A 22,604-nucleotide genomic window follows, 5' to 3' on the forward strand; every position below is an offset into this window, starting at 1 on the left:
TGCCGTGGTGGTCAGGCCGGCGTGGGGAACCTCTCCCACACCCGATGTTTGGCCAGCAGGTTGACGAGTGAGTCCACCACTTCGTCAGGGCCGCCGCGGATGATCCCAGGGGCGTCGGGGTCGACCCCGGCGGCGGTCAGCACGTCGCCGCCCGCACCGCAGATTCCCACGGCTTTGGCGTGGCGGTAGGCTTCCGAGGCCATCAGGACGAGCCGGGGATCCGCTGCTCCGGAAACCGGGGGAGCGGCGGTCTTCGCGTCCGTGCCCGGCGTATCCGACGCGCCGGATCCCGCCCCGGTGCAGAAAACGATGGCGTCGAACTCGGTGGACCGGGCGGTGAGGTAGCTGCGCTGGGACGGGAGACCGCCGTCGACCACGCCGCCTGTGGGCGCCACAATGAGCGGCAGCATGCCGGCAGCGGTCACCGCGTCCTTCAACCCGGCCACCAGTTGGCCATCGCTGCCCGCATCGACGACGATGCCGATCATCCGGCCGTCAACCGGCCACGTCTTGCCGATTTGGGAAACGGCCGGGCTGGCCATCTGATCGGCCGGCGGCTGGTCGGCTTCCGGCGCGGGGAGGCCCAGCCCGGCAGCCACGCCGGCGCAGAGCGAGGCATCGATGTTGGCCAGGGCCTTTAGTTGGCGTTCGCGGACCGCCGTTTCATAGCACTTACCCAGTTCGAAGGTGTAGGCGCCGATGACATGTTCCTGCTCTACCGGACTCAAACTGCGGTAGAACAGCGTGGCTTGGCTGAAGTGGTCGTCGAAGGATGCCGGTTGCTCGCGGACCTTGGCGCCGGCGGGCAGGGCCTGCGGGATATCGATGAACGCGCCCGCGTCGGCCCCGGCGTGGAAGGGGCAGCCGCCGTCCAGTGAGTTTGGCCGGTAGGGTGCCACCCCGGCATGGTCTGCGGTCTGGTGCATGCCGTCGCGGAACATGTCGTTGAGCGGTGCATGCGGCCGGTTGATCGGCAGTTGAGCGAAGTTGGGGCCGCCCAACCGGCTGATCTGGGTGTCCAGATAGGAGAACAGCCGGGCCTGCAGCAGAGCATCGTTGGTGACGTCGATGCCGGAGACCAAATGCCCGGGGTGGAAGGCCACCTGCTCCGTCTCGGCGAAGTAGTTCCGCGGATTGGCGTTCAGCGTCATCCGACCAATGGGCTGTACCGGAGCCAGCTCTTCGGGGACCATCTTGGTGGGGTCCAGCAGGTCGATTCCTTCGAACGTCTCGTCCTCGGTGTCCGGGAAAACCTGTACGCCGAGTTCCCACTCGGGAAAGTGGCCGGCCTCAATGGCATCGGCCAGATCGCGGCGGTGGAAGTCTGGGTCCATGCCGTTGATCAGCTGGGCCTCCTCCCACACCAGCGAGTGGACGCCCAGTTTCGGCTTCCAATGGAATTTGACCAGAACGGTGCTTCCCTCGGCGTTGATCAGCCGGAAGGTGTGGACCCCGAAGCCTTCCATCATGCGGTAGGAGCGCGGGATGCCGCGGTCGGCCATGAACCAGATGGTGTGCGCCTGGGCCTCGGTATGCAGCGAAACGAAGTCCCAGAACGTGTCGTGGGCGCTCTGTGCTTGAGGTATTTCCCGGTCCGGGTGGGGCTTGACCGCGTGCACCACGTCGGGGAATTTGATTCCGTCCTGGATGAAGAAGACCGGGATGTTGTTGGCGACCAGATCGAAGGTGCCGTCCTCGGTGTAAAACTTGGTGGCAAATCCTCGCGTGTCCCGGACCGTGTCCGCGGATCCGCGCGATCCGACCACCGTGGAGAACCTGACAAACACCGGTGTCTTGACGCCGGGCGCCAGGAAACCGGCCCGCGTGATATCGGCTGCCGTTCCATAAGACTCGAAGATTCCGTGGGCGCCTGCACCGCGGGCGTGCACTACTCGTTCGGGAATACGCTCATGGTCAAAATGGGTGATTTTCTCGCGCAGGTGGTGGTCCTGCAGCAGGGTGGGGCCGCGGCGGCCGGCCTTCAGCGAGTGGTCCGTGTCGCTCAAGCGTGCACCCTGGGCCGTGGTCAGGTAGCTGCCGGCCTGCGTCCGCGATTCCTCGTCGGCGCCGGTCGGTCTGCCGGTCGGCGAGACCTGGTCCGCGCCACGCTGGTCGGGCTTGGGTGGCAGAGGCCCGCGCGGGACTGTGGGCTCCTGGACCTCGGGGGGCACCGGGCCGGGGGCGCCGGGCGTGCGGTCGCTGGGGTTCGGGCGGTCGGCGGGATCAGGCACAGTTGCTCCTCTGGGTGCGGCTGCCGCCCCTGGGGGCAAGCGCCGGCTCGAAATAAGGTAAGTGTGCTTATCACCCTAGGGAGGGTCGTGGGGGCCCGCAAGGGGCGGAGCGGCTCGGGCCCCCTGCAGGGCGACGAATCGTTCTCCGTCCTGCAGGGGCCCGGGCGCAGCCGGTCAGCCGTCCGGCTCAGGACCCGCCGACGGGGCCGACGTCGATAATCCGGACGGCCGCGGCACCGGTTTCGTTGCTGGCAGCCAGGTCAACCTCGGCGCTGATGCCCCAGTCGCGGTTGCCGGCCGGGTCGTCGAAGATCTGCCGTAGCTTCCAGACCGCGGGCTGCTCCTCGATGATCAGCAGCGCGGGCCCCCGGGCGTCGGGCCCGGTTCCGATATCGTCGTACTCCTCGAAATAGGCGTCCATTGCCTCGGCCCAGCGGTCGGCATCCCAGCCTGCCTCGGCGTCCAGGACGCCCAGCTCTTCTTCCTGTTCGTCGGCAAACAGTTCCACCCGTCGGAACAGCTCGTTCCGCACCATTACCCGGAAGGCCCGGATGTTGTCGGTCAGTTTCGGCGGCTCCTTGGTGAGTACCGATTCCGCGGCGTGTTCGGCGGCCAGGTCGGCTGCGCCCTTGCCGGCGGCCAGTTCTTCCCATTCGTCCAGCAGGCTGGAGTCCACCTGGCGCACCAGTTCGCCCAGCCACGCAATGATGTCTGCCAGGTCCTCGCGCAGCGCATCGGCCGGCACCGTTTGTCGCAGGGCCTTGTACCCGTCGGTCAGGTAGCGGAGCACGATGCCTTCGCTGCGGGCCAGGCCGTAGAACTGCACGAACTCGGCAAAGTTCATGGCCCGCTCGTACATGTCCCGGATGACCGATTTCGGCGCCAGTTCGAAATCACCCAGCCACGGGGCTCCGCGACGGTAGGTCTCGAAGGCGGCCTCCAGCAACTCGGCGAGCGGCCGCGGATAGGTGACTTCGTCCAGCAACGCCATCCGCTGGTCGTATTCGATGCCATCGGCCTTCATGGCGGCCACGGCCTCGCCGCGGGCTTTCTTCTCCTGGGCGGAGAGGATCTGGCGGGGTTTCTCGAGGGTGGCCTCGATGACCGACACCACGTCCAGCGCGTAGCTGCCGCCCTCGGCGTCCAGCAGTTCCAGGCTGGCCACGGCGAACGGGGACAACGGCTGGTTCAAGGCGAAGTTCGGCTGCAGGTCCACCTTCAACCGGACACGGTGGCCGTACTCGTCCGGGGCATCCAGCCGTTCCACCAGTCCGGACACCACCAATTCCCGGTAAATGCCCAGTGCCTTCCGGATCAGCTTCAGCTGCGAAGCACGTGTTTCGTGGTTGCGAGTCAACAGGCGCTTGGCCGCGGTGAACGGGTCGCCGGGGCGCTCCAGAACGTTCAGCAACATCGCATGGCTGATCGTGAAGCTGGATGTCAGCGGTTCCGGGTCGCTTTCCACCAATTTCTGGAAGGTCGGTTCACCCCAACTCACAAAGCCGGTTGGCGGCTTCTTCTTGACCACTTGGCGCAGCTTTTTCTGATCGTCGCCAAATTTTGCGACAGCCTTCGCCATCGCCTTGGTGTTCTCCACCACGTGTTCCGGGGCCTGTACGACGACGGTGCCTGCCGTGTCGTACCCGGCTCGCCCTGCGCGTCCAGCGATCTGGTGGAATTCACGGGCGTTGAGCAGCCGGGTGCGCACGCCGTCGTACTTGCTTAGCGCGGTGAGCAGCACGGTGCGGATGGGTACGTTGATGCCCACCCCCAACGTGTCCGTCCCGCAGATGACCTTAAGCAACCCGGCCTGGGCCAGCTGCTCCACCAGCCGACGGTATTTGGGCAGCATGCCGGCGTGGTGGACGCCGATACCGTGCCGGACCAGCCGGTTGAGCGTCTTGCCGAAGCCGGCAGCGAAGCGGAAGCCGGAGATCAGCTCGGCGATGCGGTCCTTTTCCTCGCGGGTGCAGACGTTGACGCTCATCAGGTTCTGGGCGCGCTCGATTGCCTCCAGCTGGCTGAAGTGGACCACATAAACCGGTACCTGCTTGGTGGACAGCAGTTCTTCCAACGATTCCTGCACACTGGTCTGCACGTAGTAGTAGTGCAGCGGAATCGGCCGCTCCGCGGAACTCACGGTGACCGTCGTCCGATCGGTGAGCTCGGTGAGTTCCTTCTCGAACCGGGTGACGTCGCCCAGAGTGGCGGACATCAGCAGGAACTGCGCCTGCGGCAGTTCGAGCAGCGGCACCTGCCACGCCCAGCCACGCTGCGGATCGGAGTAGTAGTGGAACTCGTCCATGATTACCGTGCCAAGATCCGCCGCGGAGCCCTCACGCAGCGCGATGTTGGCCAAAATTTCGGCGGTGCAGCAGATAATCGGAGCATCCTGGTTCACCGCGGAGTCGCCGGTGACCATGCCGACGTTCTCGGGGCCGAAGATGTCGCACAGGGCGAAGAACTTTTCCGACACCAGCGCCTTGATCGGGGCCGTGTAGTAGCTGACAGCCCCGGTGGCCATGGCATGGAAGTGGGCGGCGATTGCCACCATCGACTTTCCGGACCCGGTGGGGGTGGCCAGGATGACGTTGTTTCCGGTCACCAGCTCCATCACGGCTTCGTCCTGGGCAGGGTAGAGCGACATGCCGCGGGAATCGACCCACTCGGTGAACCAGGTATAAACGTCGTCGGGATCTGGGGCGGTGCCGGTGTCCGGCAGGAGTTGGAGAAGGTTCATGTTCCCTCCAGCTTAGGCGCTGCCGTAGCGGGACGGCGCGGGAGCCGGCTGGCATCATCCGTGGCGTAACGTACTTTCCATGCACTGGGACCCGCACAAGTACGCAGAGTACGCCGACTACCGGAACCGTCCGTTCTTTGACCTCACCGGCCGCATTGCAGCCGCCGACCCGGCCGTGGTGGTGGATCTGGGCTGCGGCCCCGGCGGTCTGACGGGGGCGCTCGCCGAGCGTTGGCCGGGGGCCGCGGTTACCGGCGTGGATTCTTCAGCGGAGATGATCCGCCAAGCAAAGCAGCGGAACAACCCGGGCAACCTGGAGTTTGCTTCCGGGGATATCCGTGACTGGACGCCGCCGGCGGATCTGGATGTGCTGGTCTCCAACGCTGCACTCCAGTGGGTTCCAGGTCACCAGGACCTGATGCGCTCGTGGCTGCGCGCCATGAAGCCCGGCGCGTGGCTGGCCGTCCAGGTGCCGGGAAACTTTGCCGCGCCATCGCATGCGCTGATGAGGGAGCTGGCCGGGTCGCCGCACTGGCACCGGCGGCTGGGCGGCGTGCTTCGGCATGAAGACGCCGTGTCCGAACCGCAGGACTACCTGGAGCTGCTGTTGGGCGAAGGCTGCGACGCCGACGTCTGGGAAACCACCTACCAGCAGCTGCTGCACGGACAGGACCCGGTGCTGGAATGGGTTCGGGGGACAGGCCTCCGCCCGGTACTTGCGGCCCTGCCGGCCGCCGAAGCGGCCAAGTTCGAATCCGAATACGCCACGCTGCTGCGCGATGCGTACCCGGAATCCGAACATGGCACCGTCTTCGGCTTCCGCAGAATCTTTGCGGTGGGACGCAAACTCGGTTGAGCCCTACTGCTCGCTGGATTCCTCCGCCACGCTGTCTTCCGTCCCGCCCGTTCCGCCCTGATCGTCCCGCAGCGGAGCGGCCTGGACCTCTTCGGAGTCGGTGTCGTCGGTGAACGGTTCGCTTTGCCTGAACTCCTCCAGATGGCTCGGCTTGATGCCCTGGACGCCGCTCTGGGCCTCCTGTTTCATCTGCTCGTCGAGTTCGGGGCCGTGCTTGTCGCTGCCGCGTTCGGCCATGGCAATCTCTCCTCTCTTTTCTTTCCCTGCGGGCCGGGCAATTTCCGTCCCGTGTGGCGCAGCGTTGCATCCGCTCAGGCTGAAGGAAGCCTGGCTTTTGCCGCATTGGCTATGGCGTGGGGGTTCCGCCGTTGACGTTGAGGGTCTCGCCTGACACATAGCTGGATTCGGGCGAGGCGAGGTAGACGTAGGCCGGGGCCAGTTCGGTGGGTTGTCCGGCACGGCCAAGCGGCACGTTTTTGCCGAACTCGGGCAGCTTGTCCTTGGGCTGGCCTTCACTGACCTGCAGTGGAGTCCAGAAGGGGCCGGGGGCCACAGCGTTGACCCGGATACCGCGGCTGGCCAACTGCTGGGCCAGGCCCTTGGTGAAGTTGTTGATGGCAGCCTTGGTGGAGGCATAATCCAGCAGGAAGGGAGACGGGTTGTAGGCCTGCACCGATGTGGTGTTGATGATCGTCGAACCGGGCTGCATGTGCGGCACCGCGGCCTTGGTAATCCAGAAAATGGCGAAGATGTTCGTGCGGAAGGTGTCCTCGAACTGCTCGTCGCTGATGTCTTCGATCTGTTCAACAGCGATCTGCCGTCCGGCGTTGTTGACCAGAATGTCCAGACCGCCCAACTGCTCGACCGCCTTGGCTACCAGATCCCGGGACGCGGCGGCGTCCGAAATATCACCCGGCAGCAATACCGCTTTCCTGCCGTCTTTCTCGATCACGGAGGCGATGTGCTGGGCATCTGATTCTTCCGCCGGCAGGTAGGAAAGGGCCACGTCGGCACCTTCCCGGGCGAAGCCGATGGCAACCGCAGCCCCGATGCCGGAATCTGCTCCGGTGATGAGCGCCTTGCGGCCGGTGAGCCTGCCGGTCCCGCGGTATGACTCTTCGCCCCGGTCGGTTTTCGGTTCAAGCTCCTTGTCCAGCCCGGGTTCCGGTTGGCTTTGCTTTGGCGGCGAAATGCTGGGGTAACGGTCAACAGGGTTCTGGAAGGTGTACTGATCCGACGTCATATCTGGCTCCTTCTTGCGGTCGGTTCCGGCGGCGCCCGGCAGCAATGGCTGCGCTGGAAGGGAGTGGCAGGGCCTGCCGGAATATGGTCAGTATGCTGATCGTAACGCCACCCTACGCTGTGGCGCCGGGGTCGTACAGCCCGTCCGGCCGTAGCGGAAGGTGCGGCGGCCGGATCGCAATCACCTGAAAGGAAGCCGGCATGGCACCGGATCACCTGGAGTTACTTCCCGACGACTGGGACCGGGCATTGGTCCTGATGGCGCATCCCGATGACCCCGAGTACGGCATAGCGGCGGCTGTCGCCGAGTGGACGGGACACGGTAAGGAGGTGGCCTACGTCTTGGCCACCAGGGGAGAGGCAGGCATCGCCGGAATGCCTCCCCGCGAGGCCGGACCGCTGCGCGAACAGGAGCAGCGGTCCGCCTGCCGGGCGGTGGGGGTCAAAGAGGTGTCGTTCCTGGACTATCCGGACGGCCGGCTGGAGGAAACGCTCCAACTGCGCCGCGATCTTGCGCGGGAGATCCGTACCTTTCGACCGCAGGTGGTGGTGACACTGAACCACCGGGACACCTGGGGGCCGGGAGCATGGAATTCGCAGGATCATCAGGTCATGGGCCGGTCGGTCCTCAACGCCGTGGTCGACGCCGCCAACGAATGGATCTTTCCGGAGTTGGCAGAGCGAGGGTACCGGCCGCACAGCGTTTCGTGGACGGCCGTCGCCTCCACGCAACCCACGCATTACGTCGACGTCGGGCCGCGGGCGCTGGACTGTGCGCTGCGTTCGCTGGCAGCGCACCGCCGTTACCTGGAAGCGCTCAGTGACCGGCCGGTTGAGGAGCAGGCCGCGGAACAGCTCGCGCTGGTGACCGGCGGCCGGCCCCGCATCAGCTTCGAATTATTCAGAATGTAGGCGGTGATGTAGGTTTTCTGCCGCGAAACGCGGAAAAGGTCAGCAAGCTTTCTACTTGGCGTTTCGCGATGTAGTCTGACTGCACCTGTTGGAAATCCTGAACCGAAAGAGGTGCTGTCATGGGTATTGGCGACAAGTTCGATGCTGCGAAAGACAAGGTGACGGGCAAGGTCAACGAGGCCGTCGGCGATGCGACCGACGACAGGTCTCGCGAGATGAAGGGCAAGGCCCAGCAGGTCGAGGGCGAAGCCAAAGACAAGCTGGCCGACGCCAAGGCCCACCTGAACGAGGATGCCAACCGGGCCACCGACGACACCGAGGGTGGCGGTCTGCGCTAATCGTTTTGCCAAATTTGGAAGCCTCCGTGGACCACTGGTCCGCGGAGGCTTTCGGTGTCACGCCCTTGAGGCGGGCCGCTGGTCGGCGGAGAGGCGCTGCCGGAAGCCCGGCCGGCCATAAGTTCCTGCTGTGCCCACCAAGAACGGACCAAGACTCTTCAAATCCGCCGCGGCCTGTGGTAATCCTAAGTAACCTTATAAACCTGCCTGTGCGTTCGTCGCTGTCTGCAGGGCGGAGCGCGCGAACCGGCTCGAACAATCTGAAGGGACTGATGTCCGTGACTACCGCAAGGGAAATCATGACCGGTGGCGCTGAATGCATCGGAGAGAACGAGACGCTAGAGCTGGCCGCCCGGAAGATGAAGGATCTCGACGTCGGGTCGCTTCCCATCTGCGGCGAGGACAACAGGCTGAAGGGCATGGTCACCGACCGCGACATCGTCATTAAGGTCCTGGCAGGCGGTCGCGACCCCCGCGAGGTGAAGGCCGGTGAGCTGGGCGAAGGCAAGCCGGTCACCATCGGCGCCGACGACAGTGTCGAAGAGGCCATCAAGACCATGCAGAGCCACCAAGTGCGTCGACTGCCGGTCATTGATGGGCATGAGCTGATCGGCATGCTCAGCCAGGCCGACGTCGCTCGGAACTATCCTGAGGACCGTGTGGGTGAACTTGTTGAGTTCATTTCCTACTGACCAGGAGGCGACATGATGGCGGAGCAGTTGCCTGAGGGGTACGTCAGATATCTGGCAGGGCTTGAGGAGAAACAGGCGGACGCCATACTGCCTGTGCTCAAGCAGTCGGTCGCGGATGGGACGCGCGGGGTGCTGGTCCGGTTCCTTCCCGACGAAGTCCAAGCCGTGGCGTCCGAGGATGTCCAGTTCGGAACCATCAGGGAAGAACGTTACGACGAGTGACGCCCGGCTTTGGTCCGGCGTTATGTGCCCGGGGCGCCCTGCACCCCGGGCTTCAGCCTGTCAAGATGCCGACGACGCAAGAAGGGCGCTGCGGTGATGTTTCCGTGATTCATTGCCGGAGAGGTGCAGCGCTTGTAAGCTCGCAGCAGTAGGGGCCGAATCGGCTCCCGGGCTATCTGGAGGCTGTGCATGGACGTGTTGAATGCCGGTCGGGCCGGAGCGCTGCATATGGGTTCGGGGGGAACCTGATGCGGCATCGTCACTTGCCACCAGCGGACGCTTTTCCGCTGGAGCTGGCCCTCCTCGCCGACCCCGAGCTCCTGGCGCTGTACGGCAGGGCCATGCGGCAACTGGAGCGGGAGAGTATCCAATTCGGGGCCGCGGACCCAGAGACCGAATTCCGGCTGGAGGAACTCCGTGTCGAACTGGACCGGCGGGACAGCAGGGACGCGCTGAAGGCCAGCAAGCGTCGAATCCGCGGGCTCTACGGGCAAGCCGGGAGCGAGCCGCCGGACTCTCTTTATGCGGGGGATTACTAGGCCCGGTCGGCCCGCCCCTCCGTGCCGCTGTGAAGGGCGGAGTGCGAACAGCAGGACATGGGCCCGTGTACTTTGTGGCCCCGCTCAACGCTGAGGCTTTCTGCGGTTGACGGTGTCCGTACCAATGGCGACGTTGCCCATGCCCTGAAGCGTTACATCCGGCCCACGTGGCGCTGCCCTTCTTTCGGTATAGTTATAGACAGTAGCCTTACCAATATTGATGTTGATTCGAAAGGGCAGACGATTATGATCGCCAACGACAGTTCACGTGCCCAATCCGGCGAGCACAAATTCGGGCAATCCGACGTCGCGTTTCCCGACCCGTGGTGCTCCGCCTGTAACAGCGACGAATACCTGGTGTTCGACGCTGTCACGCTGCTTCCGCCCGGGCCAGGTGCTCCTGCGCTGCCGCGGTGGGACGTGAGCTACTGGTGCAGTCACTGCGACGGCTATTACGGACATCAAACCCTCAAGGTTCCCGCGTCGGAAACCGAAACTGTAGGGATTGATTTCGGTGCCGACGGCTACATGCACTGCGGGGAACCGATGCAGCCGGTGGAGCGGGTCGATCAAGCGATCCTGGATCCGGTGGACACCAGTTCGCCGGAGACCGGCCCGCTGCCGACCGTGCGGGTGAACGTTGAAGTTCTCCGCTGCCGCTGCGGCTTCAAGATGGAGGTGCCCGTCTGAGGCTGCGACGGAGCAACCTCCGTGCCCCCGGTATAACCCGGCGTCGGCATGGCACAGGATTCTCCTACCGCCATCCCGACGGTTCGAAGCTGTCCGGCGACGAGCTTCGCAGAGTCAAGGCGCTCGCGGTCCCGCCGGCGTGGTCCGACGTGTGGATCGCGCCGGCGGAGAACGGGCATATCCAAGCAGCGGGTACGGACGACGCCGGTCGGCGGCAGTACATCTACCATCCCCGTTGGCGGGAACTCAGGGACCGGGAGAAGTTCGACCGGGCGCTGGATTTCGGCCGAACCCTGACAGCCGCACGGCGCAAGGTGACGATGCTTCTCCGGTCGGGGGAGGCGACCCGGGAAGTGGCCTGCGCCGCGGCGTTCCGGTTGCTTGACAGTGCATCATTGCGGATCGGCTCCGAGGTCTATGCCGAAGACAACGGCTCCTACGGTGTCACCACCCTGTTGGTGCGCCACGTGCAGGTGCAGGGGGACACCATTCGGCTGGACTTCCCGGGCAAGAGCGGGCTGCGGTGGGACGTGGAACTGAAAGACCCTGATCTTGCCGACTGGCTGTCTGTGGCAAGAGGGAAGGACCCGGATGACCCCGCCATTGGTTATCGCAGTGACGACGGCACCTGGTCCGGGCTGGCGGCTTCCGAGCTCAACGACTTCATTCACGCCCTCTGCGGGCCGAGCTTCAGTGCCAAGGATTTCCGAACATGGCAGGGAACCGTCGCGGCTGCGGTAGAACTGGCGCGCTATGACGGCAAGCCGGGCATCACGGCCCGCCGCAAAGCAGTCGTGGCGGCCATCAAAGCCGTAGCGGAGCGGCTTGGCAACACGCCCGCCGTTGCCCGTTCCTCGTACGTCGACCCGCGGTTGGTCGACCGCTTCATGGACGGGCAGGTTCCCGACGCCGTTACCTATTCGGCGGCCGAGCGCAGCGTGCCGTCTTTCCTTGGCAGCGAGGAACAGAAATAGCCCACGGGGCTAGAATGAGAGAGCCCCGGCAGGCGGGATTCCCCCCAACGTCCACGTCTGTCGGGGTTGTTGACGCTTGCTACCAGCCGCGGGATTTCCAGTCGTCCAAATGTGGCCGTTCCGCTCCCAGCGTGGTTCCCTTGCCGTGGCCGGGATGGATCACCGTGTCGTCCGGCAGGTAGCCGAACAGTCGGTCCTGGACATCGTTGAAGAGTGAAGCGAAGCGCGCCGGATCCTTCTGGGTATTGCCCACCCCTCCGGGGAACAGTGAGTCCCCGGTAAAAACATGCGCGGGACCGGCCGGAGCGCGGTAGACCAGCGCCACCGAGCCCGGGGTGTGTCCCCGGAGTTTGATGGATTCCAGCGAGAATCCATCAAACCGGCCGACGTCCTGATGCTCCAGGGAAACGTCGGTCGGCACCTCGATCGCGGGAATATCCTCCGTGCCCGCAGCAGTCTTGGCTCCGGTGGCGGCCACCACGTCCGGCAAGGCGCGGACGTGGTCCCAGTGGCTGTGCGTGGTGATGATCAACGCGACTTTGGCAGGTGCGGACGCATCTGCGGCTCCATCGCGGAGGAGTTGCTGGATGGCCGGAAAGTCGTCGGCAGCATCAATCAGTACCTGGACGCCTGATTTTTTGGCGGTTAGCAGATAAACGTTATTGTCCATGTCGGAAACCGAAATGGCGCGGATCGTGACTGCAGGATCTTCGTGAAGCAACATGTGGTCCAGCCTACCGACAGTCGACCGGGACGGCTCCGGATGTCATTCTGGTTGTAGCAGTCGACATGCTGCGGACACGACGAGGAGCGGGCACGGGCGATGGAAGCGAGTGGTTTTGACTGGCGGATGAACCGCGACAGCGCCGTGCCGCTGTTCGAGCAGTTGAGGCTGCGGATCATTGAAGCGGCAGATGCCGGAGAGTTGCCGGTGGGCACCAAGCTGCCGCCGGTCCGGCGGTTGGCCGATCATCTGGGTGTGGTGCCGAATACCGTGGCCCGCGCCTATCGGGAGCTGGAAACCGCGGGTCGGGTGGAGACGCACGGCCGCGCCGGCACTGTCGTCAGCGCCGGCGCCGGCAAAGCCCGGCAGCAACTGGGCGACGCCGCCGAAGCGTTCGCAGTGGCAGTTCACGGCCAAGGAATCAGCACCAAGGAAGCCCTGGCCGCCGCCAAGGCCGCCATGGAACGCCACGGCATCAAGTAGCGCGAGACGAGTCGGCGGACCACGGCCCAGCGGACGTTCAGGCGAGCCGGGAGGCACTGACGCCGGCCGAAGAACCATGCCGAGCTGCGCCGTCGTACTGCGCTCCCGGCGGTGGGAAATGCGGACGCTGGTTGTCCGCAGTAGCAGTGACCGTGACCGATCTAATACAAGTTCGAACGAATTTTCGATTAGAGTAGATACCGTGCTAAAAGCAAGCGAAACGTCCGTCCCGGCGACCGATTCGGAGTCCGCCACCCCCGTTTCCCGCTCCGCGGATATGTCACGCTTGGTCGTCAAGGGCGCCCGCGAGCATAACCTCCAGAACGTCAGCGTAGATCTTCCCCGCGACTCCATGATCGTTTTCACGGGCCTGTCCGGCTCCGGGAAGTCTTCCTTGGCCTTCGACACGATCTTCGCCGAGGGCCAGCGCCGGTACGTGGAGTCACTGTCTTCGTACGCGCGGATGTTCCTGGGCCAAGTTGACAAGCCGGATGTGGATTTCATCGAGGGACTGTCGCCCGCGGTGTCGATCGACCAGAAATCCACCAGCCGCAACCCGCGCTCCACCGTGGGAACCATCACGGAGATCTACGACTACTTGCGCCTGCTATGGGCCCGCGTGGGGCGCCCGTTCTGCCCGCAGTGTGGCGAACCTGTGGAGAAGCAGACCCCGCAGCAGATTGTCGATCAGTTGCAGGAGCTGCCCGAGGGGACGCGTTTCCAGGTCTTGGCGCCGGTGGTGCGTGGCCGCAAGGGCGAGTTTGTCGACCTGTTCAAGGAACTGACCGCCAAAGGATTTTCCCGCGCCAAGGTGGACGGCAAGCAGGTGCAGCTGTCCGAACCGCCCAAGCTCGGCAAGCAGTACAAGCACACCATCGAGGTAGTGGTGGACCGCTTGGTGGCCAAGGAAGGTATCCACCAGCGCCTGACCGACTCAGTGGAAACGGCCTTGGCGTTGGCCGAGGGCAGGGTTCTGGCTGACTTCGTGGACCTCGACGAAGACGACCCGGGCCGTACGCGTGCCTTCTCCGAACATCTGGCCTGCCCCAACGAGCACCCGTTGGCCATCGATGAAATCGAACCGCGCTCGTTCTCCTTCAACAATCCGTTCGGCGCCTGCCCTGCCTGCACCGGCATTGGCAGCAAGCTCGAAGTGGATGTGGACTTGGTGGTCCCGGACCCGGACCTCAGCCTGGCCGACGGCGCCATCGCCCCATGGTCGCTCGGCAAGGCCACTCAGGAGTACTGGACCCGGCTGCTCGAGGGTCTCTCCCACGAGCTGGGATTCTCCATGGATGAGCCGTGGAAGAACCTGCCGAAGAAGGTCCGCGACGCGGTGCTGCTCGGCAAGGATTTCAAAGTGGTGGTGCAGTACCGCAACCGCTTTGGACGGGAGCGCAAGTACTCCACCGGCTTCGAAGGCGCCTTCCAGTACATCCACCGCAAGCATGAGGAAACCGAGTCCGAAATGGCCCGGGACCGCTACAAGGAGTACATGCGGGAAGTGCCTTGCCCGGAGTGTAACGGTGCTCGGTTGAACCCTGCCTCGCTGTCCGTGCTGATCAACGGCAAGTCCATTGCGGACGTCTCCGCCTTGCCGCTGCGCGAGGCCAGCACGTTCCTGGACACCCTGGATCTGACTGCCCGCGAAGCGCAGATTGGCCACCAGGTACTCATCGAGATTCAAGCGAGGCTTCGCTTCCTGCTGGATGTGGGCCTGGAGTATCTGAACCTGGAGCGGGCGGCCGGCACGTTGTCCGGCGGCGAGGCCCAGCGCATCCGGCTGGCCACCCAGATCGGCTCGGGTTTGGTCGGCGTGCTGTACGTCTTGGACGAGCCATCGATCGGGCTGCATCAGCGGGATAACCGGCGGCTGATCGAGACCCTGACCCGATTGCGCGACCTGGGGAACACCCTGATTGTGGTTGAGCACGACGAGGACACCATCGCCGAGGCGGACTGGATCGTCGACATCGGGCCGGGCGCCGGTGAACACGGCGGCGAGGTAGTCCATTCCGGCTCGCTGCAGGAACTGCTGGAAAACACGCGTTCCATCACCGGCGACTACTTGTCCGGGCGCCGCCGGATCGAGCTTCCGGCCAAGCGCAGGAAGGTTGACAAGAAGCGCCAGTTGAAGGTGGTCGGTGCCCGCGAGAACAATCTCCGCGGCATCGATGCGCAGTTCCCGCTGGGCGTTTTCACCGCCGTGACCGGCGTCAGCGGTTCCGGCAAGTCGACGTTGGTCAACGACATCCTCTACAAGGTGCTGGCCAACAAGCTCAACGGGGCCAAGCACGTGGCCGGCCGGCATACCCGGGTGGAAGGGCTGGACCAGTTGGACAAGGTCATCCACGTGGACCAGAGCCCGATCGGACGCACCCCACGGTCCAACCCGGCTACCTATACGGGCGTCTTCGACAACATCCGCAAACTCTTCGCCGAAACCAACGAGGCAAAGCTGCGCGGCTACCTGCCCGGCAGGTTCTCATTCAACGTGAAGGGCGGCCGCTGCGAAGCATGCTCGGGCGACGGCACGCTGAAGATCGAAATGAATTTCCTGCCGGACGTCTACGTCCCGTGCGAGGTTTGCCACGGCGCGCGGTACAACCGGGAGACCCTGGAAGTCCACTACAAGGGCAAGACCATCGCCGAGGTGTTGGACATGCCCATCGAAGAAGCGGCGGATTTCTTCGCCGCCTTCACCCCGATTGCCCGCCACTTGCGGACGTTGGTCGACGTCGGACTGGGCTACGTCCGGCTCGGCCAGCCCGCCACCACGCTGTCCGGCGGTGAGGCGCAGCGCGTCAAGCTGGCCAGCGAACTGCAGCGGCGGTCGAACGGACGCAGCATCTACGTATTGGACGAACCCACCACCGGCCTGCATTTCGAAGACATCCGCAAGCTGTTGCAGGTGTTGCAGGGCTTGGTGGACAAGGGCAACACGGTGATCACCATCGAACACAACCTGGACGTGATCAAGAGCGCGGACTGGATCGTGGATATGGGGCCCGAGGGCGGGTCCGGCGGCGGCCAGATTATTGCCAGCGGTACTCCCGAGCAGGTTGCCGCAGTCGAGGGGAGCCACACCGGCCGGTTCCTGGCGGAGGCACTCGAGCGCCAGTGAACCGCGACGGGATGACATATTCCGCCGCAGGAATGGGCTCCGGCCGATCCGCGGATTTGTGGGAAAATACCCGGGTGACTCAATTGCCTGCGCTGGTCTTGTTCGACCTTGACGGAACCCTTGTTGACCCCGCGGGCGCTATCACCAGCGGCATCGCCGGTGCGCTCGAGGCTGCCGGACTGCCGGTGCCGCCGGAGCACACACTGGGGACCCTGGTGGGGCCGCCGCTAGGTGATTCATTGCGCGGCGCCGGCGTTCCGGAGCATCGGCTCGGCGAAGTGATCGCCCTCTACCGGGCCGGCTACCGCGAGCACGGCATGGCAGCAAGCCGCGTCTACCCCGGCATCGCCGAGGTCCTGGAGCGGCTCCTGGCGGCGGGCATGATGTTGGGGGTGGCCACGCAGAAACCCACCGGCCTGGCCCGCGACCTCCTCCGCCTGAAGGGGCTGGACACGTTCTTCGACAACATCCACGGAGCCGAGGGCGACGATCCCGCTCCGAGCGCCCCGGGACTGGGCAAGGTACCCATCCTGCAGGCCGCCCTGGAGGCTGCGGACGGTTTCGGACCGGTGGTGATGGTGGGCGACCGGCTGTACGACATGGCTGCTGCGCAGCATCTGGGTATCCCGGGCATCGGGGTGAGCTGGGGATTCGCAGCTGACGGCGAGTTGGAAGCCGCCGGTGCCTCCGCCGTCGTGCATTCCATGCCGGAACTTGAAGCGGCCATCGGACGGCTGGCGGTTGGACAGCAGGAGGCCGCCTCGGCCGGGGCGCCGGGCCCGGCCGCATGAAGACGTTTGAACTGACCCGTGCCTCGTTCCGCGCCGCCCTGCGGGGGAGTTGCCGGCCGACCATCGAGGGCATTGAGAATTTTCCTGACGCCGGCCCGGTGATTGTCGCGCCGAATCACCTCTCCTTTCTGGACAGCATCATCATCCAGGCCATGATGCCGCGGAAAGTGGCGTTTTTTGCCAAAGCGGAGTACTTCACGGCGAAGGGACCCAAGGGTGCGGCCATGCGCTGGTTCTTCAGCAGCGTGGGCTCGATTCCGGTGGAACGGGGCGAGCAGGCGGCCAGCGTGGCAGCCCTGCGGACCGCACTTGACGTGCTGGAGCGCAATGAGGCTTTCGGGATCTATCCTGAAGGAACACGGTCCCGTGACGGCAAGCTCTACCGCGGACGAACCGGTGTGGGGTGGCTGGCCCTGACCACTGGAGCGCCGGTGCTGCCGGTAGGGCTGATCGGCACCGAGCTGCTGCAGCCGGCCGGGAAGATGATGGTACGGCCGAAACACTTCACCGTCCGGATCGGCAAACCGCTCTACTTCGAGCGGACCGGACCGGAGCATTCACTCCCGGCACGCCGATCCGCGACGGACCAGATCATGGACGCGATCGCCGACCTCACCGGCCAGGACCGCTCACATAGCTACAACAAGGCGCCGTCGGACTGACTGTCCCGGCGGCAGATCAATAACGAGACGACGAAGGGAGTGACCGACAATGGCTGATCCGGCATCTTACCGTCCGCGGACGGGGGAGATCCCCACCAATCCCGGCGTCTACCGCTTCCGAGACGAGCACGGCCGCGTCATATACGTGGGCAAAGCGAAGAACCTGCGCTCACGGCTCAACAACTACTTCGCCAGTCCCAAAAACCTGCTGCCCAAGACCTACGCGATGGTGCATACGGCGGCTTCGGTGGAATGGACGATCGTCGGCAGCGAACTGGAAGCCATCCAGCTGGAGTACACGTGGATTAAGGAGTTCACGCCGCGCTTCAACATCATGTTCCGGGACGACAAGTCCTACCCCTACCTGGCCGTGACGATGGGGGAAAAGTTCCCGCGGGTCCAGGTGATGCGCGGGGAGCGGCGCAAGGGCGTGAAGTACTTTGGCCCGTACTACCCGGCCAAAGCGATCCGTGAGACCGTCGACACGCTGCTGCGGGTATTCCCCGTGCGCAGCTGCAGCACCGGTGTGTTCAACCGCGCCCAGCGCACCGGCCGGCCGTGCCTGCTGGGTTACATCGACAAGTGCTCCGCGCCCTGTGTGGGGCGAATTTCGCCCGAGGACCACAAGGCGCTGGCCGCCGAGTTCTGTGCGTTCATGGGCGGGGAAGCCGACCGTTTTATCCGCGCGCTGGAGAAGAAGATGGCGGCAGCGGTGGCGGAACTCGACTATGAGTCGGCGGCACGGTACCGCGACGACATCGCCGCGCTGCGCCGCGTCTTCGAACGCAATGCCGTGGTGCTCAGCGAAGACACCGACGCCGATGTGTTCGCGCTGGCGCAGGACGAGTTGGAGGCAGCGGTCCAGGTGTTCCACGTGCGCGGCGGCCGGATCCGCGGCCAGCGCGGCTGGGTGGTGGAAAAGGTCGAGGACCAAAGCACAGCCGACTTGGCCGAGCACCTGCTGCAGCAGGTGTACGGCGACGCTGACGGCCCGGACAGGATCCCGCGCCAGGTGATGCTGCCGCAGGAGCCGGAGAACGCTGCAGAGCTGCAGGCCTGGCTGAGCGCACTGCGCGGCAGCAAGGTCCAGATCCACGTGCCGAAACGCGGCGACAAGGCCGCGCTGGTCTCTACTGTTCGGGAAAATGCCGAGCAGGCGCTGGCGCTGCACAAGAGCAGGCGGGCCGGCGACATCACTACGCGCTCGGCCGGCCTCCAGCAGTTGCAGGAGGCGCTGGACCTTCCGGTAGCGCTGCTGCGGATCGAGTGCTACGACATTTCGCATGTCCAGGGCACCAACGTGGTGGCCTCCATGGTGGTGGTGGAGGACGGGCTGCCGAAGAAGTCCGACTACCGCCGCTTCGCGATTACCGGTGACGCCGCCCGCGACGACACATCCGCGATGTACGACGTGATCAGCCGGCGGTTCCGCAACTATTTGCTGGACCAGGGACGCCTGGCGGCTCCTGAAGCCGCCGCCGCCACCGACGCCCCTGACGCCAGCGAGGCACCGGCAGCTGTCGCCAGCGCTACCGGGGTCACCGAGGCCAAGGAGGCCACCGAAGCCACCGCACGCGGCGCCGCCGACGCGCCCGCTGCCGCCACCGAGCAGGCGGCGCAGCCTCTCGCGCAAGGCGGGGACACCGCCGTCGTGCTGGAACAAACGGCACCTGAAGAGACGGCGCCTGAGAACACCGTGGCTGAAGAGACCGTGCTGGAAGCGACTTTGACGCCGGCGCCGAAAACCAAGTTCGCCTACCCGCCGAATCTGGTGGTGGTCGACGGCGGCCCGCCGCAGGTGGCCGCCGCCTCCCGGGCGCTGGCTGACCTGGGCATCACCGACGTGTTCGTGGTGGGCCTGGCCAAACGGCTGGAAGAGGTGTGGCTGCCCGACGACGATTTCCCGGTGATCCTGCCGCGCTCGTCCGAGGGGCTGTTCCTGCTGCAGCGCATCCGCGACGAGGCGCACCGCTTTGCGATCGCCTACCATCGGCAAAAGCGCGGCAAAGCCATGACGGTGTCCGTGCTGGACGGCGTGCAGGGCCTGGGACCGGCCAAGCGGAAGGCTCTGATGAAACATTTTGGTTCGGCCAAGAAGCTCAAGGCGGCCAGTGTCGAAGAGCTGCAGCAGGTGCCCGGCATCGGCCCCGCGATGGCGGCGTCGTTGAAGCGGCAGCTGGCGCCCGGGGCTGCGGACGAGGCCGCGCCGGCAGTGAATATGGCTACCGGCGAAATCATCGAATCTTAGTTAGGCTAGAGCTGAAATCGAGGGGTGTGTGGTCGGGATGGATGGTATGACGATGACGGCGGACGAGGAGCTGACGCCGGAGAAGCCGGTGGAATCCGAACTTCTGGTGGTCACCGGCATGTCAGGTGCAGGCCGCACCACTGCAGCCCACGCGCTGGAAGACCATGGTTGGTACGTGGTGGACAACCTGCCGCCGCAAATGCTCGGAACGTTGGCCGAACTGGTTTCGCGGATGCCGCAGTCGCTGCCCAAGCTGGCCGTGGTGGTGGACGTGCGCAGCCAGAGCCTGTTCCGCGATATCCGCGAGGCGCTGCACGCGCTTGCCGCCAGCGGGGTCCACTACCGGGTGCTCTTCCTCGACGCTTCGGACGACGTCCTGGTCCGCCGCTTCGAACAGGGCCGTCGACCGCACCCGCTGCAGGGCGATGGCCGGATTTCCGACGGCATCACCGCCGAACGTGAACTGCTGAGCAGCCTGAAGGACTCGTCCGACTTGGTGGTCGAAACCACCGAGATGAACGTGCACGCCCTCGCCACGGCGATCACCGAACTCTTTACCGACTCCGGCCCGATCGTGCTACGCATCAATGTGATCAGCTTCGGCTTCAAATACGGGCTGCCGGTGGACGCGAACTTCGTCGCCGACGTCCGCTTCATTCCGAACCCGCATTGGGTTCCCGCGCTGCGTCCCTACACCGGGCTCGACGAGAATGTGCGTGACTACGTGTTGGTGGATTCCGGCGCCGAGGAGTTCGTCAATCGGTATGTGGAGGCGCTGGAGCCGGTGCTGGAAGGCTACCGCCGGGAAAACAAGCACTACGGCACCATTGCCGTTGGATGTACCGGCGGGAAGCACCGGTCGGTTGCGGTCGCCGAGGAAATCGGCAAGCGGCTGGCCCAGCTGCCCAGCGTCAAGGTGACCGTGCAGCATCGGGACCTGGGGCGCGAATAGTGGCAATCCTGACCGGACCGTTGCCGCTGGTGCCGGTCCCGGGCACCTCCCGCAGCAGGAACGGGAAGAGCGGGGCACCGCCGTCCGTCGTAGCGCTGGGCGGCGGGCACGGGCTGTCCGCTTCGTTGGGCGCGCTGCGCCTGCTCACCACCGAGCTCACCGCCATCGTCACGGTAGCCGACGACGGCGGATCCTCCGGCCGGCTGCGCGACGAGTTCGGCGTGCTTCCACCCGGGGACCTGCGGATGGCTCTGGCGGCGCTGTGCGACGACACCGACTGGGGCCGGACCTGGCGCGACGTGATGCAGCACCGCTTCAAGTCCTCCCCGGGATCTGAGCAGTCACTGGACAACCACGCCCTGGGCAACCTGCTGATTGTCACGTTGTGGGAGTTGCTCGGGGATCCGGTGGCGGGCCTCAAGTGGGCCGGAGCCCTGCTGGGAGCACGCGGCGAGGTGCTGCCCATGGCCACCGTACCGCTGACCATCGAGGGCGATGTGCTGGTGGAGGACGAGGACGGGCGTTTGCGCAGCGCGCTGATCTCCGGCCAGTCCCGCCTGGCCGCGGCCGGACGGAACAGCCATGTCAATGACGTGCGACTGCTCCCCGACGACGCGCCGGCCTGCGTCGAAGCACTCAACGCCATCGAGTACGCCGACTGGGTGATCCTGGGTCCCGGGTCCTGGTACACCTCCGTGCTGCCGCATCTGATGCTGACAGAGATGCGTGAGGCGCTGTGCAACACCCAAGCACGCCGATGCCTGACGATGAACCTCTCGGTGGATACCAAGGAAACGTCCGGGATGACGGCGGCGGACCATCTGGCTGCCGTTAAGCGCTGCGCGCCCGGCATGCGTTTTGATGTGGTGCTGGCCGATCTGCGGGTGATCGACAACACTGAACGTTTTGAGGAGGCCGCCGGAGAACTCGGTGCGCGCGTGGTCTTCGGTAGAGTAGGAAGCTCAGGCGGACGCCCCGTACACGATCCGTTGAGACTGGCGAGTGCCTACCACGACATTTTCGAAGGCCACAAGGATTAGGTAAGGACAAGGTGCATGGCGCTGACCGCAGCAGTCAAGGATGAGCTTGCTCGCCTCGACATCAAGAAGTCCCAGGTCCGGAAGGCGGAGGTCTCCGCGACGCTCCGATTCGCCGGCGGACTTCACATCATTTCCGGCCGCATTGTGATCGAGGCCGAAGTTGATCTGGCTGCGACGGCGCGGCGTCTGCGCACCGCCATTTCGGAAGTGTACGGCCACAGCGGGGACATCATCGTGGTCTCCGGCGGCGCCCTGCGCCGGGGGAACCGCTACGTAGTCCGGGTTGTCAGGGACGGAGAGTCCTTGGCCCGGCAAACCGGGCTGTTGGATGGCCGCGGCCGTCCGGTCCGGGGACTTCCGTCCGTGGTGGTCAACGGCTCGGCCGCCGACGCCGAAGCTGTGTGGCGGGGTGCCTTCCTGGCGCACGGCTCGCTGACCGAGCCCGGACGCTCCTCTGCACTGGAAGTCACCTGCCCCGGTCCGGAAGCGGCGCTGGCGCTGGTCGGCGCGGCCCGCCGGCTGGGCATCGCCGCCAAAGCACGCGAGGTCAGGGGCGTGGACCGGGTGGTGATTCGGGACGGGGACAGCATCGCCGCACTCTTGACCCGGATGGGCGCCCATGATGCGCTGATGGTGTGGGAAGAACGCCGGATGCGGAAGGAAGTGCGGGCCACCGCCAACCGGTTGGCCAATTTCGACGACGCCAACCTGCGGCGTTCGGCCCAGGCCGCGGTGGCCGCGGGTGCCCGCGTCGAACGGGCGCTGGAGATCCTCGGTGAAGACGTACCCGAGCACCTGCGCTACGCCGGGGAACTGCGGGTGGCGCACAAGCAAGCCTCGCTGGACGAACTGGGCCGCCTGGCGGACCCGGCGATGACCAAGGACGCCATTGCCGGCCGGATCCGCCGACTGCTGGCCATGGCCGACAAGCGGGCGGCCGAGCTTCGGATACCCGGGACCGAAGCCAATGTCACGCCGGAGATGCTGGACGACTAGATAGGGATGGGCAGCCTGCCGGGCAGTACCGGCGGCACGGTCAACGAAGACCGGTTTGAGAGCTACCGGACGGAAACCTCCGTCCGGTTGGACAATCCGACCCAGCCGCGGACCGCGGCCGGGAGAAGACGGAGGAAACCATGAGCAC

At 65.3% G+C, this 22,604-nt stretch carries 21 protein-coding genes; 16 read left to right on the top strand and 5 right to left on the bottom strand.

All coding sequences use genetic code 11. The features are described 5' to 3' along the window. Positions 1-11: 11 nt before the first annotated feature. Together ACMX2H_RS09310 and ACMX2H_RS09315 are read right to left on the bottom strand one after the other, a co-directional pair. The gene (locus tag ACMX2H_RS09310; RefSeq protein ID WP_414960215.1) at positions 12-2,231 is read right to left on the bottom strand and encodes a catalase; all 2,220 of its coding nucleotides are present in this window, start codon (positions 2,229-2,231) and stop codon (positions 12-14) included. 187 nt (positions 2,232-2,418) lie between these two features. Then, positions 2,419-4,971 carry a DEAD/DEAH box helicase gene (locus ACMX2H_RS09315; RefSeq protein ID WP_414960216.1) on the bottom strand — a complete coding sequence of 851 codons (2,553 nt, stop codon included), beginning with the start codon at positions 4,969-4,971 and terminating at the stop codon, positions 2,419-2,421. A gap of 79 nt (positions 4,972-5,050) precedes the next feature. Here ACMX2H_RS09315 and ACMX2H_RS09320 point away from each other — a divergent pair, with 79 nt between their 5' ends. Beyond that, positions 5,051-5,827: a trans-aconitate 2-methyltransferase gene (locus ACMX2H_RS09320; protein WP_414960217.1), complete on the top strand. Its 777-nt coding sequence runs from the start codon at positions 5,051-5,053 to the stop codon at positions 5,825-5,827. Between the two features lie 3 nt (positions 5,828-5,830). Here the strand turns inward: ACMX2H_RS09320 and ACMX2H_RS09325 are convergent, their stop codons facing one another. After that, positions 5,831-6,064, bottom strand: coding sequence for a hypothetical protein (locus ACMX2H_RS09325; RefSeq protein ID WP_414960218.1), 234 nt, complete (start codon positions 6,062-6,064; stop codon positions 5,831-5,833). A 109-nt stretch (positions 6,065-6,173) separates the two neighbouring features. Further along, positions 6,174-7,070, bottom strand: a complete 897-nt coding sequence (locus tag ACMX2H_RS09330) for a glucose 1-dehydrogenase (RefSeq protein ID WP_136785251.1) — start codon at positions 7,068-7,070, stop codon at positions 6,174-6,176. 200 nt (positions 7,071-7,270) lie between these two features. On the opposite strand from ACMX2H_RS09330, the gene ACMX2H_RS09335 reads away from it, so the two are divergent. The 7 genes from ACMX2H_RS09335 (at position 7,271) to ACMX2H_RS09365 (ending at position 11,436) form a co-directional block, all read left to right on the top strand. Beyond that, positions 7,271-7,981, top strand: coding sequence for a PIG-L deacetylase family protein (locus ACMX2H_RS09335; protein WP_414960219.1), 711 nt, complete (start codon positions 7,271-7,273; stop codon positions 7,979-7,981). 119 nt (positions 7,982-8,100) lie between these two features. Continuing rightward, positions 8,101-8,319 carry a CsbD family protein gene (locus tag ACMX2H_RS09340; RefSeq protein ID WP_414960220.1) on the top strand — a complete coding sequence of 73 codons (219 nt, stop codon included), beginning with the start codon at positions 8,101-8,103 and terminating at the stop codon, positions 8,317-8,319. Between the two features lie 278 nt (positions 8,320-8,597). Continuing rightward, entirely contained in the window at positions 8,598-9,011 is a 414-nt protein-coding gene (locus ACMX2H_RS09345; protein ID WP_414960221.1) for a CBS domain-containing protein, read from the top strand. Between the two features lie 12 nt (positions 9,012-9,023). Beyond that, the gene (locus tag ACMX2H_RS09350) at positions 9,024-9,233 is read left to right on the top strand and encodes a hypothetical protein (protein ID WP_414960222.1); all 210 of its coding nucleotides are present in this window, start codon (positions 9,024-9,026) and stop codon (positions 9,231-9,233) included. 248 nt (positions 9,234-9,481) lie between these two features. Further along, on the top strand, positions 9,482-9,772 hold the full coding sequence (locus ACMX2H_RS09355; RefSeq protein ID WP_414960223.1) for a hypothetical protein: 291 nt from the start codon (positions 9,482-9,484) through the stop codon (positions 9,770-9,772). Positions 9,773-10,018: 246 nt separating this feature from the next. Further along, the gene (locus ACMX2H_RS09360) at positions 10,019-10,462 is read left to right on the top strand and encodes a hypothetical protein (protein ID WP_414960224.1); all 444 of its coding nucleotides are present in this window, start codon (positions 10,019-10,021) and stop codon (positions 10,460-10,462) included. A gap of 32 nt (positions 10,463-10,494) precedes the next feature. Further along, positions 10,495-11,436: a DNA topoisomerase IB gene (locus tag ACMX2H_RS09365; RefSeq protein ID WP_414960235.1), complete on the top strand. Its 942-nt coding sequence runs from the start codon at positions 10,495-10,497 to the stop codon at positions 11,434-11,436. Between the two features lie 79 nt (positions 11,437-11,515). Here the strand turns inward: ACMX2H_RS09365 and ACMX2H_RS09370 are convergent, their stop codons facing one another. Further along, positions 11,516-12,160, bottom strand: coding sequence for an MBL fold metallo-hydrolase (locus tag ACMX2H_RS09370; protein WP_414960225.1), 645 nt, complete (start codon positions 12,158-12,160; stop codon positions 11,516-11,518). 99 nt (positions 12,161-12,259) lie between these two features. Here ACMX2H_RS09370 and ACMX2H_RS09375 point away from each other — a divergent pair, with 99 nt between their 5' ends. The 8 genes from ACMX2H_RS09375 to whiA all read left to right on the top strand — a co-directional run bounded on the left by ACMX2H_RS09375 (position 12,260) and on the right by whiA (position 22,456). Next, positions 12,260-12,643 (top strand): GntR family transcriptional regulator, encoded by a 384-nt coding sequence (locus ACMX2H_RS09375; protein ID WP_136785258.1) that lies wholly within the window; start codon positions 12,260-12,262, stop codon positions 12,641-12,643. A 277-nt stretch (positions 12,644-12,920) separates the two neighbouring features. Then, positions 12,921-15,767 carry an excinuclease ABC subunit UvrA gene (gene uvrA / locus ACMX2H_RS09380; RefSeq protein WP_414960236.1) on the top strand — a complete coding sequence of 949 codons (2,847 nt, stop codon included), beginning with the start codon at positions 12,921-12,923 and terminating at the stop codon, positions 15,765-15,767. 74 nt (positions 15,768-15,841) lie between these two features. After that, positions 15,842-16,558 (top strand): HAD hydrolase-like protein, encoded by a 717-nt coding sequence (locus ACMX2H_RS09385; RefSeq protein WP_414960226.1) that lies wholly within the window; start codon positions 15,842-15,844, stop codon positions 16,556-16,558. Next, on the top strand, positions 16,555-17,220 hold the full coding sequence (locus ACMX2H_RS09390; RefSeq protein ID WP_414960227.1) for a lysophospholipid acyltransferase family protein: 666 nt from the start codon (positions 16,555-16,557) through the stop codon (positions 17,218-17,220). Before ACMX2H_RS09385 ends, ACMX2H_RS09390 begins: the two co-directional genes overlap by 4 nt. Positions 17,221-17,269: 49 nt before the next feature. Next, the gene (gene uvrC, locus ACMX2H_RS09395; protein ID WP_414960228.1) at positions 17,270-19,468 is read left to right on the top strand and encodes an excinuclease ABC subunit UvrC; all 2,199 of its coding nucleotides are present in this window, start codon (positions 17,270-17,272) and stop codon (positions 19,466-19,468) included. Positions 19,469-19,520: 52 nt separating this feature from the next. After that, on the top strand, positions 19,521-20,420 hold the full coding sequence (gene rapZ / locus ACMX2H_RS09400) for an RNase adapter RapZ (RefSeq protein WP_414960237.1): 900 nt from the start codon (positions 19,521-19,523) through the stop codon (positions 20,418-20,420). After that, complete coding sequence (locus ACMX2H_RS09405; RefSeq protein ID WP_414960229.1) at positions 20,420-21,460, top strand: gluconeogenesis factor YvcK family protein; 1,041 nt, start codon at positions 20,420-20,422, stop codon at positions 21,458-21,460. Before rapZ ends, ACMX2H_RS09405 begins: the two co-directional genes overlap by 1 nt. Before the next feature lie 15 nt (positions 21,461-21,475). Continuing rightward, on the top strand, positions 21,476-22,456 hold the full coding sequence (gene whiA / locus ACMX2H_RS09410; RefSeq protein ID WP_136785264.1) for a DNA-binding protein WhiA: 981 nt from the start codon (positions 21,476-21,478) through the stop codon (positions 22,454-22,456). Positions 22,457-22,604: the final 148 nt, after the last annotated feature.

Source organism: Arthrobacter sulfonylureivorans, from assembly GCF_047607445.1.
GTDB lineage: Bacteria > Actinomycetota > Actinomycetes > Actinomycetales > Micrococcaceae > Crystallibacter > Crystallibacter sulfonylureivorans_A.

Bases quoted from the DNA above. Each gene is read 5' to 3' on its own strand.
- ACMX2H_RS09315 (WP_414960216.1), bottom strand. From the start codon at position 4,971: ATGAACCTTCTCCAACTCCTGCCGGACACCGGCACCGCCCCAGATCCC.
- ACMX2H_RS09320 (WP_414960217.1), top strand. From the start codon at position 5,051: ATGCACTGGGACCCGCACAAGTACGCAGAGTACGCCGACTACCGGAAC.
- ACMX2H_RS09325 (WP_414960218.1), bottom strand. From the start codon at position 6,064: ATGGCCGAACGCGGCAGCGACAAGCACGGCCCCGAACTCGACGAGCAG.
- ACMX2H_RS09330 (WP_136785251.1), bottom strand. From the start codon at position 7,070: ATGACGTCGGATCAGTACACCTTCCAGAACCCTGTTGACCGTTACCCC.
- ACMX2H_RS09335 (WP_414960219.1), top strand. From the start codon at position 7,271: ATGGCACCGGATCACCTGGAGTTACTTCCCGACGACTGGGACCGGGCA.
- ACMX2H_RS09340 (WP_414960220.1), top strand. From the start codon at position 8,101: ATGGGTATTGGCGACAAGTTCGATGCTGCGAAAGACAAGGTGACGGGC.
- ACMX2H_RS09350 (WP_414960222.1), top strand. From the start codon at position 9,024: ATGATGGCGGAGCAGTTGCCTGAGGGGTACGTCAGATATCTGGCAGGG.
- ACMX2H_RS09355 (WP_414960223.1), top strand. From the start codon at position 9,482: ATGCGGCATCGTCACTTGCCACCAGCGGACGCTTTTCCGCTGGAGCTG.
- ACMX2H_RS09360 (WP_414960224.1), top strand. From the start codon at position 10,019: ATGATCGCCAACGACAGTTCACGTGCCCAATCCGGCGAGCACAAATTC.
- ACMX2H_RS09370 (WP_414960225.1), bottom strand. From the start codon at position 12,160: ATGTTGCTTCACGAAGATCCTGCAGTCACGATCCGCGCCATTTCGGTT.
- ACMX2H_RS09375 (WP_136785258.1), top strand. From the start codon at position 12,260: ATGGAAGCGAGTGGTTTTGACTGGCGGATGAACCGCGACAGCGCCGTG.
- uvrA (WP_414960236.1), top strand. From the start codon at position 12,921: ATGTCACGCTTGGTCGTCAAGGGCGCCCGCGAGCATAACCTCCAGAAC.
- ACMX2H_RS09390 (WP_414960227.1), top strand. From the start codon at position 16,555: ATGAAGACGTTTGAACTGACCCGTGCCTCGTTCCGCGCCGCCCTGCGG.
- uvrC (WP_414960228.1), top strand. From the start codon at position 17,270: ATGGCTGATCCGGCATCTTACCGTCCGCGGACGGGGGAGATCCCCACC.
- rapZ (WP_414960237.1), top strand. From the start codon at position 19,521: ATGACGGCGGACGAGGAGCTGACGCCGGAGAAGCCGGTGGAATCCGAA.
- whiA (WP_136785264.1), top strand. From the start codon at position 21,476: ATGGCGCTGACCGCAGCAGTCAAGGATGAGCTTGCTCGCCTCGACATC.